Source organism: Hominiventricola aquisgranensis (assembly GCF_040096225.1).
GTDB lineage: Bacteria > Bacillota > Clostridia > Lachnospirales > Lachnospiraceae > Hominiventricola > Hominiventricola aquisgranensis.
The window spans coordinates 24,186-41,145 of the sequence record NZ_JBBMFC010000013.1; the positions used below are offsets into that span (position 1 = coordinate 24,186).

At 45.6% G+C, this 16,960-nt stretch carries 15 protein-coding genes; 8 read left to right on the forward strand and 7 right to left on the reverse strand.

All coding sequences use genetic code 11. The annotated features are described in order from the left end of the window. Positions 1 to 8 precede the first annotated feature (8 nt). The 3 genes from WMO62_RS08495 to WMO62_RS08505 are packed head-to-tail and all read left to right on the forward strand — an operon-like array spanning position 9 to position 3,155. On the forward strand, positions 9 to 794 hold the full coding sequence (locus WMO62_RS08495) for an ABC transporter permease (RefSeq protein ID WP_349144417.1): 786 nt from the start codon (positions 9 to 11) through the stop codon (positions 792 to 794). Next, positions 791 to 1,594 carry an ABC transporter permease gene (locus WMO62_RS08500; RefSeq protein WP_349144418.1) on the forward strand — a complete coding sequence of 268 codons (804 nt, stop codon included), beginning with the start codon at positions 791 to 793 and terminating at the stop codon, positions 1,592 to 1,594. Before WMO62_RS08495 ends, WMO62_RS08500 begins: the two co-directional genes overlap by 4 nt. Further along, positions 1,584 to 3,155, forward strand: a complete 1,572-nt coding sequence (locus WMO62_RS08505) for an ABC transporter substrate-binding protein (protein WP_349144419.1) — start codon at positions 1,584 to 1,586, stop codon at positions 3,153 to 3,155. Before WMO62_RS08500 ends, WMO62_RS08505 begins: the two co-directional genes overlap by 11 nt. Before the next feature lie 50 nt (positions 3,156 to 3,205). Here the strand turns inward: WMO62_RS08505 and WMO62_RS08510 are convergent, their stop codons facing one another. Then, entirely contained in the window at positions 3,206 to 3,736 is a 531-nt protein-coding gene (locus WMO62_RS08510) for a phosphohydrolase (protein ID WP_349144420.1), read from the reverse strand. Between the two features lie 99 nt (positions 3,737 to 3,835). After that, positions 3,836 to 5,173, reverse strand: a complete 1,338-nt coding sequence (locus tag WMO62_RS08515) for an MATE family efflux transporter (protein WP_349144421.1) — start codon at positions 5,171 to 5,173, stop codon at positions 3,836 to 3,838. A 106-nt stretch (positions 5,174 to 5,279) separates the two neighbouring features. Between WMO62_RS08515 and WMO62_RS08520 the strand changes: the two genes are divergently transcribed. Next, positions 5,280 to 5,834 carry a GNAT family N-acetyltransferase gene (locus tag WMO62_RS08520; protein ID WP_435390473.1) on the forward strand — a complete coding sequence of 185 codons (555 nt, stop codon included), beginning with the start codon at positions 5,280 to 5,282 and terminating at the stop codon, positions 5,832 to 5,834. A gap of 17 nt (positions 5,835 to 5,851) precedes the next feature. Next, positions 5,852 to 6,628, forward strand: a complete 777-nt coding sequence (locus tag WMO62_RS08525; RefSeq protein ID WP_349144423.1) for a Cof-type HAD-IIB family hydrolase — start codon at positions 5,852 to 5,854, stop codon at positions 6,626 to 6,628. Between the two features lie 117 nt (positions 6,629 to 6,745). Here the strand turns inward: WMO62_RS08525 and WMO62_RS08530 are convergent, their stop codons facing one another. The 3 genes from WMO62_RS08530 to WMO62_RS08540 form a co-directional block, all read right to left on the reverse strand. Further along, entirely contained in the window at positions 6,746 to 7,339 is a 594-nt protein-coding gene (locus WMO62_RS08530; RefSeq protein ID WP_117499201.1) for a 50S ribosomal protein L25, read from the reverse strand. 169 nt (positions 7,340 to 7,508) lie between these two features. After that, positions 7,509 to 9,308, reverse strand: coding sequence for a flavin reductase (locus WMO62_RS08535; protein WP_147601122.1), 1,800 nt, complete (start codon positions 9,306 to 9,308; stop codon positions 7,509 to 7,511). An 87-nt stretch (positions 9,309 to 9,395) separates the two neighbouring features. After that, on the reverse strand, positions 9,396 to 10,346 hold the full coding sequence (locus tag WMO62_RS08540) for a LysR family transcriptional regulator (protein ID WP_349144424.1): 951 nt from the start codon (positions 10,344 to 10,346) through the stop codon (positions 9,396 to 9,398). A 154-nt stretch (positions 10,347 to 10,500) separates the two neighbouring features. Between WMO62_RS08540 and WMO62_RS08545 the strand changes: the two genes are divergently transcribed. The 3 genes from WMO62_RS08545 to murA all read left to right on the forward strand — a co-directional run bounded on the left by WMO62_RS08545 (position 10,501) and on the right by murA (position 14,053). Then, positions 10,501 to 11,943, forward strand: a complete 1,443-nt coding sequence (locus tag WMO62_RS08545; RefSeq protein ID WP_349144425.1) for an aspartate ammonia-lyase — start codon at positions 10,501 to 10,503, stop codon at positions 11,941 to 11,943. Between the two features lie 74 nt (positions 11,944 to 12,017). Then, positions 12,018 to 12,554 carry a DUF3877 family protein gene (locus WMO62_RS08550; protein ID WP_349144426.1) on the forward strand — a complete coding sequence of 179 codons (537 nt, stop codon included), beginning with the start codon at positions 12,018 to 12,020 and terminating at the stop codon, positions 12,552 to 12,554. A gap of 206 nt (positions 12,555 to 12,760) precedes the next feature. After that, positions 12,761 to 14,053 carry a UDP-N-acetylglucosamine 1-carboxyvinyltransferase gene (gene murA, locus WMO62_RS08555; RefSeq protein ID WP_349144427.1) on the forward strand — a complete coding sequence of 431 codons (1,293 nt, stop codon included), beginning with the start codon at positions 12,761 to 12,763 and terminating at the stop codon, positions 14,051 to 14,053. A 347-nt stretch (positions 14,054 to 14,400) separates the two neighbouring features. On the opposite strand, the gene WMO62_RS08560 is transcribed toward murA, so the two are convergent. Together WMO62_RS08560 and metK are read right to left on the reverse strand one after the other, a co-directional pair. Beyond that, positions 14,401 to 15,585, reverse strand: a complete 1,185-nt coding sequence (locus WMO62_RS08560; protein ID WP_349144428.1) for a dicarboxylate/amino acid:cation symporter — start codon at positions 15,583 to 15,585, stop codon at positions 14,401 to 14,403. Between the two features lie 151 nt (positions 15,586 to 15,736). Continuing rightward, the gene (metK, locus tag WMO62_RS08565) at positions 15,737 to 16,933 is read right to left on the reverse strand and encodes a methionine adenosyltransferase (RefSeq protein ID WP_349144429.1); all 1,197 of its coding nucleotides are present in this window, start codon (positions 16,931 to 16,933) and stop codon (positions 15,737 to 15,739) included. Positions 16,934 to 16,960 lie beyond the last annotated feature (27 nt).

A 16,960-nucleotide genomic window follows, 5' to 3' on the forward strand; every position in this document is an offset into this window, starting at 1 on the left:
TGTGACTGATGCGTTTTTCAAGAAAACAGCTTGGTATCCCCTATGCAGTGTTCCTGATATGTTTTGTCATCGCACCGCTTCTGGTGGTACTTTATTATGCATTTACCAATGGGCAGGGACAGTTTACGGTTCAGAATTTTGTAAACTTTTTCACCAGTGAAAATACCATTGGTACACTGGTATACAGCCTTGTGACGGCGATGACTGTGACTGCCTGCTGTACACTGGTAGCCTATCCGGTAGCTTACATTCTGGCACGCAGCGATATTAAGAAAAAGAATGTACTGTTGGTACTTTTTATCGCACCCATGTGGATCAATTTTACCCTTCGTGTGGTCGCATTAAAAGAAGTGCTGACCATGGTGGAAGGAAACCTGGCATATCATCCGTTTTTGAATACAGTGCTTGGTATGACCTATGATTTCCTGCCGTTTATGATCCTTCCGCTGTACACCACATTAGAGAAGCTGGATAAAAGCTATCTGGAGGCGGCTGCGGATCTGGGAGCCAGTCCGGTGATTACATTTATGAAGGTAACATTACCTCTTAGTATGCCGGGACTGATCAGTGGTGTCACCATGGTATTCCTGCCGTCCATGACCAACTATGTCATTCTGGATATGCTGTACAACAGCACCTATATTATGGGAAGTCTGATTGGAAGCTATTTCCATGCATACGACTGGAATAGCGGTTCTATGATCTCCATTGTGCTTCTGGCCATCATTTTCCTGGTGACGTGGGCGAGCAATGGATTCAGTGAAGAAGAGACGACACGGGGGGCATTCTTATGATGAAAAAAATAGTACGTTCCTCCTGGCTGGCACTGGTGCTGTTATTTATGTATCTGCCGGTTGTGATCCTGGCAGTATACAGCTTTACCGATACAGCAACCATCGGAACCAGTGGGCATTTTTCGCTGCAGAATTATAAAACATTGTTTACGACCGGCGAACTGCTGAGCATGATCGGCGGAACGTTTGCGCTGGCATTTGGCTCTGCGCTGATCGCAACGATCCTGGGAACCATCGGAGCCATCGGAGCATTTTACAGTAAAAAAGGCTCTCGCGGATTTATGGATTTTGCCAATCAGATCCCGGTTGTCAATGCGGAAGTAGTGACAGGATTCTCTATCTGTGTATTGCTGATCGTAGTACTGGGACTGAGCAAGGATTCCTTCTTTCCGTTGATCGTGGGTCATGTGGTACTGGAAGCGCCCTTTGTATATCTGTCTGTGCTTCCGAAGCTGAAGCAGATGGATAACAGCATCTATGAGGCGGCTCTGGATCTGGGCGCAAGCGCCGGTCTGGCTCTTCGCAAAGTAGTGATCCCGCAGCTGATCCCGGGAATCGTGTCCGGATTTATGTTGTCCGTGACCCTGTCACTGGATGATTATTTTATTACGACTTACACCAAGCCATCTACCTTCGATACGATCAGTACCTACGTGGTAAATGCCACCAAGGGTTCGCACACAGAGATCAAGACCGCACTGTGGGCATTGTCAACACTGATCTTTGTAGTGATCGTAGCGGGCGTGCTTGCATGGAATCTTCTGGCTGACAGAAAGGCAGGTGCGGAAAATGAGAGATAGACGTTATAAGAAGCTGACTGTCCGCGCGTTTGCAGTGGGGACGGGGCTTTCCGTAATCGTTGGAACGTTTGCAGCTCCGCTGACCACAATGGCAGCTGCAAAAGATATGGAAAAGCCTGTTGTTCTCCGGGTATGCAACTGGGAGGAATACATTGATGAAGGCGGCTGGGAGGATGATGAATTGATCGATCTCCCAAGCGAAGATATCTTCGGAGAGAATTCGCTGGTATCCGATTTTGAAGAGTGGTATTACGAGACTTATGGAGTTCCTGTGAAAGTAGAGTATTCTACTTTCGGAACCAATGAGGAGCTGTACAGCCAGTTAAATCTTGGAAATGAGTATGATCTGGTGTGTCCGTCGGACTACATGATCATGAAGCTTATGAAAGAAAATAAGCTGGAGCCCTTATCCGATGAGTTTTTTGATGACTCCAATGAAAATAATTACTATGTAAAGGGTGTGTCTCCTTATATTGACAGTGTGTTTCATGAAAATGAGATCGATGGAGAGCCGTGGTCTGATTATGCGGCAGGTTATATGTGGGGCATCACCGGTATGGTGTACAACCCGGAGGAGGTGACGGAAGAGGAGGCTTCTACCTGGAGCATTCTGGAAAATGAGAAATTCTACCGTCAGGTAACCATCAAGGATAATGTGCGTGATGCTTACTTCCCAACGCTGGCAATTCTCAATAAAGATCTGCTGAACAGTGAAACGTTTAGAAACAGCAGCGATTATCACGAACAACTGTCCGCGATCATGAATGACACACGTAAGGAGACCATTGATGAGTCAGAACAGAAGCTGAAAGAAATTCGTCAGAATGTGTATTCCTTTGAGACTGACAGTGGAAAAGCAGATATGATCACCGGGAAAGTAGTTGCCAACCTGCAGTGGTCAGGAGATGGTGTGTACACTATGGATCAGGCAGAGGACGACGATTTTTATCTGGATTGGGCCGTACCGGAGGAGTGTACCAACCTGTGGTTTGATGGCTGGGTGATGTTAAAGAGCGGCATCGGGGAAGACGCTGCCAAGAAACAGGCGGCGGAGGCATTTATCAACTTCCTGTCCCGCCCGGACAGTGCAGTCAGAAATATGTATTACATCGGCTATACCTCAGCTATTGCAGGCGGAGACAGTCCGCTGATCTTTGAATATGCGGACTGGACCTATGGTGCAGAGGATGATGAGGAAGATACCATTGAATATCCGCTGGGCTATTTCTTCTCCGGAGACAATGAGGATGAGGATTATGTAATCACAGCTCCTGCAGATCAGGCTCATCGCCAGTTATCTGCCCAGTATCCGTCCCAGGAAGAGATCGACCGAAGCGCAGTTATGCTGTATTTTGATGATGAGGGAAATGCCAATATCAATCAGATGTGGATCAATATCCGTTGCTTTAATATCAGCATGCTTTCCTCTATGCAGTGGCTGCTCATTGGAATTGTTGTGGCTGTTGTGGTGATTTTATTCTTACTGTGGAGATTTCAGGATGATCTGTTCCGAAAGAGTCATCTTTACTCGCATTTCTTGATGAGGATAAATAAACATTGAAACAAAAACCAGGGCAGTGATGTCCTGGTTTTTTGGGCGGTTAGGGGGGATCAATTCAGCAGTTCTTCAGCAATTCTGATAAATTCTTCTTCCACTTCCCCATGTGGACGTTCGCTGAAATCCGGCGTGGATCTGAGTGGAACAGGAATCCTTTCTGCTTCTCCGGAAAACATTTCTTTTAACTCGGAATCCAGGATCTCGTCATCGATCTGCTTCCATTTTTTATGTTCTTCCGGTGTCAGTTCAAGCTGAAAATGCTGCCAGATCACAGACATGATCTGATCTTCGATCTCCAGATAATTGGTAAGATACGGCTTTACCGGGCGAATAATATCTGCAATATAAGCCTCGCTGGCATCATGCAAGAGACATGCAAGAATGAGCTTTCGTTCCCAGCCGCGGGCCTTTGCTTCGTTGGCGCAGTTAATGGAATGAAGAGCAACGGTATAGAAGCAGTCAATGTGTCCGCCACCCCGGCACAGAAGGCTTAATGCGTGGGCAATATCTACCAGATCCACATCTTCAGGCTTCATCTGAAGAGGATCAAATTTCTTCCCGGTATATGTATTCATAATGCTCATAGAAAATCAGCTCCTTTTGAAAAAAGATGATGCCGCAGGGCGATTGCTCTCGGCACCATTCATTATAACAGTATGCGATTCTGATGGCAATCATGCGGATCACCGCAGATAGTTTCGAATGCCCGGTTTCCAGAAGTACACAAAGTGCATGACACCGGTTACCAGCAGGGTACAGAACTCTGCCACTGGAATGGCGATCCACGCGCCTGTGATCCCTAAGAACTTCGGCAGGATCAGAAGCGACAGAACGATAAATCCTAAGGTCCTGCAAAAAGAGATCACGGCGGAGATGGTTCCGTTGGACAGGGCTGTAAAGAATCCGGAAGATGTAATGCTGATGCCGCTGAACAGGAAATTGATGGCGAACAGGCGGAAGCCTGCAGCAGCCAGTTCATAAGTTGCCGGATCATCAGTAAAGATCGTAACAATGGTCGGAGACAGAACAATGGCGATCACCGCCATGAATACCGAAGAGACAGCAACAAATAAGAAAGAGGTATGGTAAATGTTGTGAAGCTTCTGTTTGTCTCCGGCACCATACTGGAATCCGACGATCGGACTGATCCCGATGGTAAATCCAAGATAAAATGCATTGAACAGAAACTGTCCATAGAGTAAAATAGTGATGGCAGCAACACCATGTTCACCTACCAGCTGCATCATGATGATGTTGAACAGATAAGTAATGATCGCATTGGCCAGCTGAGAGACCATTTCCGACGAACCATTGTAGCAGGCAGATAATATTTCTTTCATATGAAAAGTAAACTTGCAAAAATGCAGATCGTCTTTGGAACACAGAAAGAAAAAAAGTCCGAAAAGTGCCGGGATACACTGACCGATTCCGGTGGCAAGGGCAGCACCTGCGATCCCCATCTGACAGGGAACGATCAGTACATAATCAAAAACTACGTTGAAAATGCCGGCACCGACCATAAGCCAAAGCCCAAGGCCGGGTTTTCCAGCAGTCACAAAGTAGGACTGAAATAATCCCTGCAGCATGGCAGCCGGTGCAAAGAGCATGGACACACCAAGATAGACCCGGCAGTCTGCCAGCAGAATTTCATTGGAACCAAGAAAACGGGAGATCAGTGTAAGGTTTGGCAGGGACAGCAGCATCAGAAGAAAGCTGAAGCCAAGACACAGGACAGTGAACTGGGTCAGAGCTTTCCTGGCATCTTCGTCTCTGCATTCGCCTAAATATTTGCTGATGATCGCATTGCCACCGGTACCGAGCATGGTGGAGATGGCAATTGCAACATTGATCACCGGAAATACAATGTTAAGAGAGGACAGAGCATTGCTCCCCACAAAGCGGGAGATGAACATACCGTCCACAATAGTATACAGGGACATAAATACCATCATGATGATGGAAGGTGCCGCGAATTTTAACAGATCCCAAGGGGAAAAATTGCGGTTGATGGATGTACTCATATGATAAACTCCTTTATGAAAGTGAGAGGATGAATCAGAACCATATCCGCAAATTATACCATAGAGATAATGATAGTCAAGGAAAAAGCAGAAAAGGATGAGTAAAATGGATTTAAAGATCAGGATTCGTCCTGCGAAGCCAGAAGATGCAGAGAAATTATTGGCAATCTATGCGCCTTATGTGGAGCAGACAGCCATCACATTTGAGTATGAAGTTCCGACCGTGGAGGAATTCTGTGAACGGATTCACAATACGCTGAAAAAGTATCCTTATTTGGTGGCGGAACAAGGTGAAGAGCCAGTAGGCTATGCTTACGTGGGACCGTTCCATGATCGCCCGGCCTATGACTGGGCGGTGGAGACTTCCATCTATGTATATCAGAATAAAAAACGCATGGGGATTGGTAAAAAACTTCATGAAGCACTGGAAGAAGAACTGAGGAATCGAGGCTTTTTGAATATGAATGCCTGCATTGCCTATCCGGTGCAGGAGGATGAATACCTGACCCGGAACAGTGTGGAGTTCCATGCCCATCTGGGATACCGTATGGTGGGGCAGTTCCACCAATGTGGCTATAAGTTTCACAGATGGTATGACATGGTCTGGATGGAGAAGCTGATCGGTGAACATACAGCAGATCAGCAGCAACCGAGATTTTAAGCAGGAGGGAAACAAACATGAAAAATATCAAAATCATATTTTTTGACATAGACGGAACATTGATTGACGTAGATACAAAAAAAGTCACACCGAAGATGCTGGAGACATTGAGACGTTTAAAGGAAAAAGGGATTATCATCTGTATTGCTACAGGAAGAGCGCCTATGGCAGTGCCGACTTTTGAAGGGGTTGAGTTTGATGCGATCCTTACATACAATGGATCCTACTGCTTCAACCAGAAGGAGATTATCTACAGCAATCCGCTGGAACAGGATGATGTGCAGAAAATGATTCAGAATGCGGCGGTGCTGGGACGCCCGGTATCGGTTGCCACCAAAGATCAGTTGATCTCCAATGGAACTGATGAGGATCTGGATCAGTATTATGCATTTGGCAAGCAGACGGTGATTATTTCAGATGACTTTGATCGTGTATCACAGGGAACTGTTTATCAGCTGCTGATGAGCTGCAGAGAGTCGGATTTTTCAACGATCCTGGATGGTGTTCATGGAGCTAAGATCACTTCCTGGTGGGACAGGGCAGTTGATATTATCCCTGCAACAGGCGGAAAAGGAACGGGTATTGCAAAGGTGTTGAAGTATTATGGGTTCGACCAATCTGAGGCGCTGGCATTCGGGGATGGAAATAATGACGTTGAGATGTTCCAGGCAGTGGGCACTGGCGTTGCCATGGAAAATGCATCAGAAAAACTGAAAGCAATTGCCACAGACCATTGCGGACATGTGGCGGAAGATGGAATCTATTATTACTGTGTGGAACATGGGTTGATATAAGGGTTGATATAGAATAAGTGCTGGATAATTCAAGTGCGGATTCCTAACCTTTCAGGCTCACATAGTCAGAAAAGAGGCTGTCGCAATCGCGACAGCCTCTTCAACTTCAGACCATATTTATTTTTCAGCCTCTTCAGCTTCCTCTGCATCGGTCTCCGGGATCGGAGCGTTATGCGGAACGGTTACAGTTACAACGACTGCTTCCGGATCGGTAACAAGTACCACGTCTTTATCAGCAGCGATTGCAAGATCTTTAACCTTAACAACATCACCGGCTTTGAGTCCGCTTAAGTCAACTTCAACGGTCTCAACCAGAGCTTCCGGCAGTGCTTTATATGCGATCTCTTCCAGCTTCTGCTCAACTACGCCGGACTGGACTTTCTCATGGTTTACAAGTACGACCTCTGCAACAGAGTGAACTTTTTCACCTTTGACCAGTGCCTGGAAATCCATCTCGATTGCCTGACCCTTCAGAGTATCAAAGTCGATCTCCTTGATCAGTACATCATATTGCTGTCCTTCCAGATCCAGCATAATCTGACTGCCTTTCTTTTTCTTCTTCAGAAGACGATCAGCTTCGGCCTTTGTGATCTTAACAGGAATGGAACCTTCGATGTCATGTCCGAAGACATTACCGGTTACATATCCTTCTCTTCTCAGTCTTTTTGCTTTTGTTTCCATGCTTCTCTTTTCAGCTTTTAAAGTATCCATTTATCTATTCCTCCAAAAAACTGATCAGCTTAGCAGGCATATGAAAATGTGTCCGTTAAGTAGGTCTTTTATTTGTTACAACTGCATTATAACACTTAATACAGAAAATACTGCACAAAGATGAGAAAATTATACGGGCAAAATCTGAAAAAATTACAACAGAATCGATTTAGCCTTCGATCGGTTCAAAGTCAGCTACACCATGTTTGCAGAGCGGGCAGATGAAATCTTCCGGAAGTTCATCACCCTCGTAAATATATCCGCACACCTTGCATACGAATCCTTTCTTGCCTTCCGTTGCCGGCTTTGGTTTTACATTGTTCTGATAGTAGTTGTAGGTCATGGTCTCGACTTTGGAGATCACACGGGACTCGGTAATGCTGCAGATGAACATTCCGTGGGTGTCCATGTCAATGTACTGCTCTACTTTCAGAGACATGAAGGAGTTAATGTATTTTGGCAAGAAAGCAAGTCCGTTGTCAGAGTACAGCGGCTGGATGCCAGCACCTGCAAACTTATCAACAGTTCTTCCACTCTGGAATCCAAAGGTCTGGAAGATGTCAAACGGTGCTTCCGTGGACAGGCAGTTCAGGTTCATGATACCAGTCTGCTTGATCACATGGTGGGAGTAGTTTGCCTTGTTGATGGTCACTGCGATCCGGTTCGGAGTGTTGGTTACCTGAGATACGGTGTTTACGATCAGACCATTGTCACGGCGCCCATCGTTGGAGGTTACCACATAGAGTCCGTAACCAATGTTGAACAGAGCACTTAAGTCATTTTTGTTGGCAGTCTCACTGTGCTGAGCAATATAATCCTGACAGAATTCTTCTACCAGTGCGTTCAGCTCTGCGCGGCTTTCGTCGCTGAGAGCAGATTTGATATGAACGGTGGTGTTTGCCCAGGCGATCTGTTTGCTGCCTTCAAACATATTTTTCATAACTTTTGCAGCCAGCGGAGCCCAGGATCCATTTTCAATCAGGGCAACTTTACGGTTCTGGAAATTGCGCTCGGTCAGGCGATGGATGTAATCGCGCATGAACGGATAAAGGTCTGCGTTGTAGGTCGTGGTTGCCAGTACCAGCTTGTTGTAACGGAAGGCATCTGCGATTGCCAGAGACATGTCGCATCTTGCCAGATCATGAACAACAACTTTCGGGCATCCATTGGAACGGAACTGGTCAGCCAGTGCTTCCACGGCCTGCTTGGTGTGACCATATACAGAAGTGTAAGCGATTACGATTCCCTCAGATTCTGGCTGATAGGAGGACCAGGTATTGTACAGGCTTAAATAATGTCCAAGGTTTTCAGTCAGTACTGGTCCGTGCAGAGGACAGATAGTCTGAATATCCAGAGTTGCTGCTTTTTTCAGCAGATTCTGCACCTGTTTGCCGTATTTTCCAACGATACCGATGAAGTAACGACGGGACTCATCATCCCACGGCTCCTCCACATCAAGAGCACCGAATTTTCCAAATCCATCTGCAGAGAACAGTACTTTGTCACAGGTATCATAAGTAACGATTACTTCCGGCCAGTGTACCATCGGAGCTTCCACAAACGCCAGAGTATGCTTGCCAAGAGTTAAAGAATCTCCTTCTTTTACAATAATCTGGCGATCCGGGTAATCGGTTCCGAAGAACTGTGCCATCATAGCAAATGCCTTTTTGCTGGATACGATGGTAGTATCTCTATATACGTCCATGAAGTTGGCGATATTTGCTGCGTGGTCCGGCTCCATATGCTGGATGATCAGATAGTCCGGATGACGGTCACCAAGTACGGATGTGATGTTGTCCAGCCACTCATGGGTGAAATGAGCATCGACGGTATCCATAACAGCGACTTTTTCATCAAGGATCACATAAGAATTATAGGACATGCCATTAGGTACAACATACTGTCCCTCAAACAGATCGACCTGATGGTCATTGACACCTACATATCTGATATCGTTTGTGATTTTCATAAAAATAGCTCCTTTCCGGCTGTGCGTTTTCATTTATTTGTATTATACCACATAAAAAGAAATCAGATGTAGCATATGTTACAAAAATCAGATCAAATTATCAAAAGAGGGTAATAAATCTAAAAATGCACTCATGATATGGCTTATGTAACGTCCTTTTTTCCAGTAGAAATAAATATTACGCAAGCTGTCTTTTTCATCCAGCCGGTAATAAACGACATTCGGATTCGGCGGAACCAGGGAGATCAGCAGATCACCTATAAAGGAAATTCCCATGCCTGAACAGGTGACATTGTATGAAGTCATTTGCTGGTCTAATTCAAACAGGACTCGCGGGTGAAAATGATGTTCCTGACATATGCGGGCAGCTCGCTTTCCTGTGTCATTTTCCTGCTTCATAAAAATAAATGTCTCATTGGTGAAAGCCTGTAAAGAAACTGCAGGGATATTCATCTTTAAAAAGGTTCTGTTCTTTATACTGGAAGTTGGAACCTGATACGCACGTAAGGATTCATTCACGGGCAGAGATTCAGGAACAGCCAGCAACAGATGCTCCTTCTGATAGACATAGCGGTCAAAAATAGAAGGATCAAGTTCACAATTGTCCAATAAAAAATCCATACGTCCACTTTGAAGATATTGGGCCAATGTTGCCGTGTTTTCTTCCAGTAAAAGGGGCTTGACCAAAGGATATTTTCTTGAAAATTCTCCGATCAGTGGTGGAAGCACCCAGGAGGAAAAGAAGCTGCTTCCGCCTAAGATCAACTGTCCGGTTTTCAGATTGCTCCAATCATTTACAAAATCATGAAATCCGTTTTCTACCTGCATAATGTGTTCCACGGCATCAATATAATGCTGTCCACATTCCGTAAGTCCCAATGGTTTTGTGCTCCGGTCGAAGATTGGATAACCAATTTTTTTCTCGATCCGTTTTACATTGGCACTTAAAGATGGCTGGGAAATAAACAGGTTTGCGGCTGCCTTGGAAAAACTTCGTTCTTTGTATACCTCGTAAACATATTCCATTCCTTGAAACATCTTTATCACGCTCCTGAAGTATAGCTTGAAAGCTATATATTCTATATAAATATATGTATTTGATTATATAGTAGCACGTAGGTATACTGAATGCAATAAGGAAGGATTCTTCCAGTGCGGGAATAAATTTTTAAAATAAAGAGAGGCATTGGCAATGAAAGAAACAAAAGTTGAAGACTATAGGATTGAAAAGGATTCCCTTGGAACAAGGGATATTCCAGGTGATGTTTATTATGGTGTGCAGTCCCTGCGTGCCGCAGAGAATTTTCATATTACCGGACTGAGAATGCATCCAGAGATCATTAACAGTCTGGCTTATATTAAGAAAGCTGCCGCTATCACCAACTGTGAAGTTGGAATGCTGGAAAAGAGAAAAGCTCAGGCGATTGTGCAGGCTTGCGATGAGATTCTGGCAGGTAAATTCCGGGAAGATTTTATCGTGGACCCGATCCAGGGTGGTGCTGGAACATCCCTTAATATGAATGCCAATGAAGTCATTGCCAATCGCGCCATTGAACTCCTGGGTGGAAACAAAGGTGATTACAGCATCATCAATCCAAATGATGATGTAAACTGCAGTCAATCGACAAACGATGTGATTCCTACGGCAGGTAAGATGACTTCGTTACGTCTTCTGAAAAATCTGAAACATGAACTTTTACAGCTGCACGGTGCTTTGTGCAAAAAAGCAGAGGAATTTAACGATGTCATTAAAATGGGTCGTACGCAGCTTCAGGATGCGGTTCCTATTCGTCTGGGACAGGAATTTCGTGCATATTCTGTTGCCATCATGCGGGATATTCACCGGATGGAAAAGGCCATGGGAGAAATGCGTACATTAAATCTGGGAGGAACTGCAGTGGGAACCGGTCTGAATGCAGATGAGGCTTACCTGCATCGGATTGTTCCAATTCTGTCTGAAGTGTCCGATATGGATCTGGCGCAGGCATATGACCTGATCGATGCTACGCAGAATCTGGATGTCTTTGTAGCGGTATCTGGTGCCGTGAAAGCATGTGCTGTGACACTTTCAAAAATTGCAAATGACCTGCGTCTGATGTCTTCTGGACCACGGGCTGGTCTGGCAGAGATTAATCTTCCTGCGAAACAAAACGGGTCGTCCATTATGCCTGGAAAAATAAATCCTGTTATTCCTGAAGTAGTTAATCAGGTCGCTTTTAATATCATAGGCAACGATGTGACGATTACTATGGCAGCAGAGGCAGGGCAGCTGGAACTGAATGCATTTGAACCTATCGTGTTTTATTGTATGTTTCAGTCAATTGATACGTTGGCCTATGCGGTGCATACTTTTGTGGAAAACTGTGTTACAGGCATTACGGCAAATGAGACACGCTGCCGCTATCTGGTTGAAAACAGTGTGGGCATTATTACAGCCATCTGCCCGTATGTCGGCTATCAGAAAGCTGCCGATATTGCTAAGAAGGCCATAAAGGCCGGTGCCTCCGTCCGGGATCTGATTCTGCAGGAAAACCTGTTGGATAAAGAGCAAATGGACAGCCTTCTGGATCCATTTCATATGACGGAACCCGGCACCATCAGAGGGACGATGGATGTCCTCAATAAAACTCTCTGATCCGGACGTAGTATTTGACATTTACTCCTCCATCCTTCATAATTAAACCAGCGAAAGACAGGAGTATGAAGTCGATGAACAGAGAAAAACTTTTAAAAAATATGACAGATCAGGTGAAAGAGGCACAGCTGAAGCTGGGATATGCAAAAGAGACCGTTCGTCTCTACTATCCGGTGGATTCCCTGAATACGATCCTTGGAAGTAATGCAAAGGATGATCAGGAGATGCTGACACTTCTGCGGAAGGCATTTGAAGCGAAGTCATCTCTTGGAGAACTTCATTTTTACAGCCATGCGGGCCGTGTGGAGATCAGCATTCCGCCGGAAGGTTCCCAGTGGGTGCATGAGCAAGTGGAGACACCTGCATTTCTAAAAGACCTGATTCAGTTATTTCAGGAGCATCACGCATGCACATTGGAAGAGATCTGCCAGGTGTTTGAAAACCATGGCCATGAATACGTGTGCGAGAAGATGCCGGAGGGATCCGATTTTGATTACGCGATCCACTTCAAAGATCCGTCCATAGACGAATATTATTATTGTATCCATATGGAGATGGGACATACTATTTATCATCGTTTTACAGAGAGTGATTATCAAGCAATGCTTTGAAATAAAAAATTACCTGTGAAGGACGCTAAAGTCAATGCTTTTTTGACATTGTGTTAGTTGCTTTTTCGGTGGCTATAAGCTATAATAGCTTAGATATGCAGGAATCGGCATGTTTTATGAAAACGAGAATAAGATAAGCTCTTTCGGAGCAATCTGTTAATAGAATGAGATAATGACTTTTGAATCGTTGTGAACGAGGTGTAAACGTGGAACAGTATGTTATAAAAGGCGGTATTCCCCTGGCTGGAGATGTGGAGATCGGAGGCGCAAAGAATGCGGCTCTGGCTATTCTTGCGGCTGCAAGTATGACAGATGAGACAGTATATATAGATAATCTTCCGGATGTGCGTGATATCAATGCATTATTGGAAGCACTGGATGAAATCGGTGCGCATGTCAAGCGTGTAAACCGTCATGCGGTGGAGATCAATGGATCTGGTGTGGAAAACTGTATTGTAGAAAATGAAAGCATGAAGAAGATCCGTGCATCCTATTATCTGCTGGGTGCACTGCTTGGAAAATATAAGCGTGCGGAAGTGCCGCTGCCGGGAGGCTGTAATATTGGAAGCCGTCCGATCGATCAGCATCTGAAAGGTTTTAAGGCCATGGGTGCAGTGACCAGGATTGAGCATGGATTTATCATTGCAGAGGCTGAAGAGCTTCATGGAGCACACATTTTTCTTGATATGGTCAGTGTAGGTGCAACCATCAATATTATGATGGCAGCAGCGATGGCGGATGGCAATACGATCATTGAAAATGCGGCAAAAGAGCCTCATGTGGTAGATGTGGCAAACTTCCTGAACAGTATGGGAGCAAGTATCAAGGGAGCGGGTACAGATGTGATCCGTATCCGTGGTGTAAAATCCCTTCACAAGACCGAATATTCCATTATTCCGGATCAGATTGAGGCAGGAACCTTTATGTTTGCTGCAGCAGTGACTGGCGGAGATGTTGTACTTCATAATGTGATCCCGAAGCATCTGGAAGCAACCAGTGCAAAGCTGACAGAACTTGGATGTGAGGTCACAGAGTATGATGATGCAGTTCGTGTGAGAGCAATCGGCAAGCTGCAGGGAACTCACGTAAAGACCATGCCATATCCGGGATTCCCGACAGATATGCAGCCGCAGATTGCGGTAACACTGGCACTGGCTGAGGGAACCAGCATTGTGACAGAGAGTATTTTTGAAAACAGATTTCGTTATGTAGATGAGCTGGCACGTATGGGAGCTTCTATTAAGGTAGAGGGTAATGTGGCAGTGATCAGCGGTGTGGAGAAATTCACAGGCGCAAGAGTCAGCGCACCGGATCTGCGTGCAGGTGCGGCACTGGTGATCGCAGGACTGGCTGCAGAAGGCATCACTATCGTGGACGATATCTATTATATTGAGCGTGGATATGAGAATCTGGATGAAAAGCTGCGTGGTCTGGGTGCAAAGATCGAGAAGGTAGCAAGTGAAAAAGAGATTCAGAAGTTCCGTCTGAAGGTTGGTTGACGGGAACAGAAAGTATATTGCAAAATTCATGCAAAACAGAAAAAAATAAATGACATCAGAAAAAGTTACATTCCGAAATGGAAACAAAGGGGTTTCAACCGATGAGAGATACAGCGGTTGGAGCTCCTCTTTTTATTACTTGTTAAGATACTTATGGTAAAGTAAAAAACTACAAGAAATAAAAAGACCATGTGGGAGTAACAACTGAGGAAGAGGAGGAATGATAAGGAAGTGCATGAGCAGGGAATGAAAGAGATCAAGCGGATGGAGCTGCAGAAATAATCATACAGTAAAAAACCCATACAGACAGCATTAAAAGAGCTGACTGTATGGGTTTTTTATGTAGATTACTCGTTTTTGGATTTCTCAGTGATGCCATGGCGGTCTGCGTATCCGGTCAGGATCAGGGTCAGAGCACCATCTCCGGTCACGTTACATGCAGTACCGAAGCTGTCCTGCAGAGCGAAGATGGTCAGCATCAGAGCGGTACCGGTGTCGTTAAACAACAGGATACCAGTGATCAGTCCCAGAGAGGCCATAACCGTTCCGCCTGGAACACCTGGAGCTCCGATGGCAAAGATGCCAAGCAGTACACAGAACAGGATCATGGTTCCCAGTGACGGTATAGAGCCGTACAGAATCTGAGATACCGTCATAACGAAGAATACTTCAGTCAGAACAGATCCGCACAGATGCACATTTGCAAACAGCGGAATGCCAAAGTCAACCATATCTTTTCTCAATACAGAAGATTTTCTCGCACAGCGAAGGGCAACTGCAAGAGTTGCTGCAGAAGACATGGTTCCAACAGCAGTAATATAAGCCGGACCATAGTGTTTCACAACCTCCAGCGGATTCTTTCCAGAATATGCACCGGCGATCAGATACAGCAGGGTCATCCACAGGTAATGTCCGATCATAACGATGATGATAACTTTCAGGAAGACCGGAAGCTGTCTGGTAATGGTTCCTTCATAAGAAAGAGCACAGAAAGTGCAGGCGATAAATACCGGCAGGATCGGAATGATCACGCGGGTCACGATCTCTAATACGATCTTCTGGAATTCTTCCAGCAGTTCAGCAGTGCGGTCTGCTTTGGTCCATGTAACAGCAAGGCCTATCAAAACAGAGAAGACCAGTGCACTCATAACACTCATGATCTGCGGAATATTCAGTTCAAAGATCACTTCCGGCAGTTCCTTCAATCCTTCAGCAGTGGATACGATGGAAAGGTGCGGAATGATGTTGAATCCGGCAACCATGCTCACGAGAGCAGCACCTACAGAAGATACATAGGCGAGGATCAGCGCAACCACCAGCATGCGGGAAGCATTTTTTCCAAGGCGAGTGATGGATGGTGCGATAAATCCGATCACGATCAGCGGAACACAGAAGGTGATCAGCTCACCGAGCAGCTGCTTTGCCGTAACAACAATGTTCATAAAAGTTTCGTTTGCAACCAGTCCGACCAGAATACCGATGATCACACCGGCTAGCAGACGGAAAGGAAGACTGTTGAGTAATTTTTTCATGTGACAAATCCCCTTAATGTAGATATTTTTAGTACACTTTTATCTAGTATAACGGAAGTAGGGGGATAAGACAAGAAAATGTGGAAAATTACCAGGAAAAGGCATCAAAAAGGGGAAGCTGCGAACAGCTTCCCTCCTATATTATATGAATTTATTTCAGATATTTCTTCAGGTCTTCAGCCTTGTCGGTATTCTCCCACGGAAGCTCTACATCGGTGCGGCCAAAATGTCCGTAAGCTGCGGTCTGTTTGTAGATCGGACGGCGCAGATCAAGCATCTTGATGATTCCTGCTGGTCGCAGATCGAAGTTTTCGCGAACGATCTCTACCAGTTCAGTATCGGACAGCTTGCCGGTTCCGAAGGTATCAACTCTGACGGAAGTCGGTCTTGCAACACCGATAGCATAGGAGAGCTGGATTTCACACTTGTCAGCAAGTCCTGCTGCAACGATGTTCTTAGCTGCGTAACGTGCTGCATAAGCTGCAGAACGGTCTACCTTGGTGCAGTCTTTTCCGGAGAATGCTCCGCCGCCGTGACGGGCATATCCACCATAGGTGTCTACGATGATCTTACGTCCGGTCAGACCACTGTCTCCGTGCGGTCCTCCGATAACGAAACGGCCAGTCGGGTTGATGAAGAACTTAGTGTCTGCATCTACCATGTCGGCTGGAAGGATCGGATCAAAGACATATTTTTTGATATCCTCATGGATCTGTTCCTGAGATACTTCTTCACCATGCTGAGTGGACAGAACAACTGCCTCCAGACGGATCGGTTTGCCGTTCTCATCATATTCAACAGTAACCTGAGTCTTTCCGTCCGGACGAAGATACGGAAGAGTACCATCTTTACGAACGTCGGTCAGTCTCTTGGCCAGTTTGTGAGCCAGAGAGATGGCATACGGCATCAGCTCCGGAGTCTCGTTGGTTGCGTAACCAAACATCATACCCTGGTCTCCAGCACCAATTGCTTCCAGCTGGCTGTCATCCATCAGATGCTCTTTAGCTTCCAGGGCCTTGTCAACACCCATAGCAATGTCTGTGGACTGCTCATCGATTGCGGTGATCACTGCACAGTTGTCAGCATCAAAGCCATATTTGCCTCTGGTATATCCGATCTCGCGGATGGTGTCACGGACGATCTTCTGGATATCTACATATCCCTTGGTGGTGATCTCACCCATAACAAGTACCAGACCGGTGGTTGTGCTTGTCTCGCATGCAACACGGCTCATGGGGTCCTGTGCCATAAGAGCGTCAAGGATAGCATCGGAAATCTGGTCACAGATCTTGTCCGGATGTCCTTCAGTTACAGATTCAGAAGTGAAAAGAATTTTCTCTTTTGCCATTAGTAGCTCCTTTCAAAAATGTGTAAG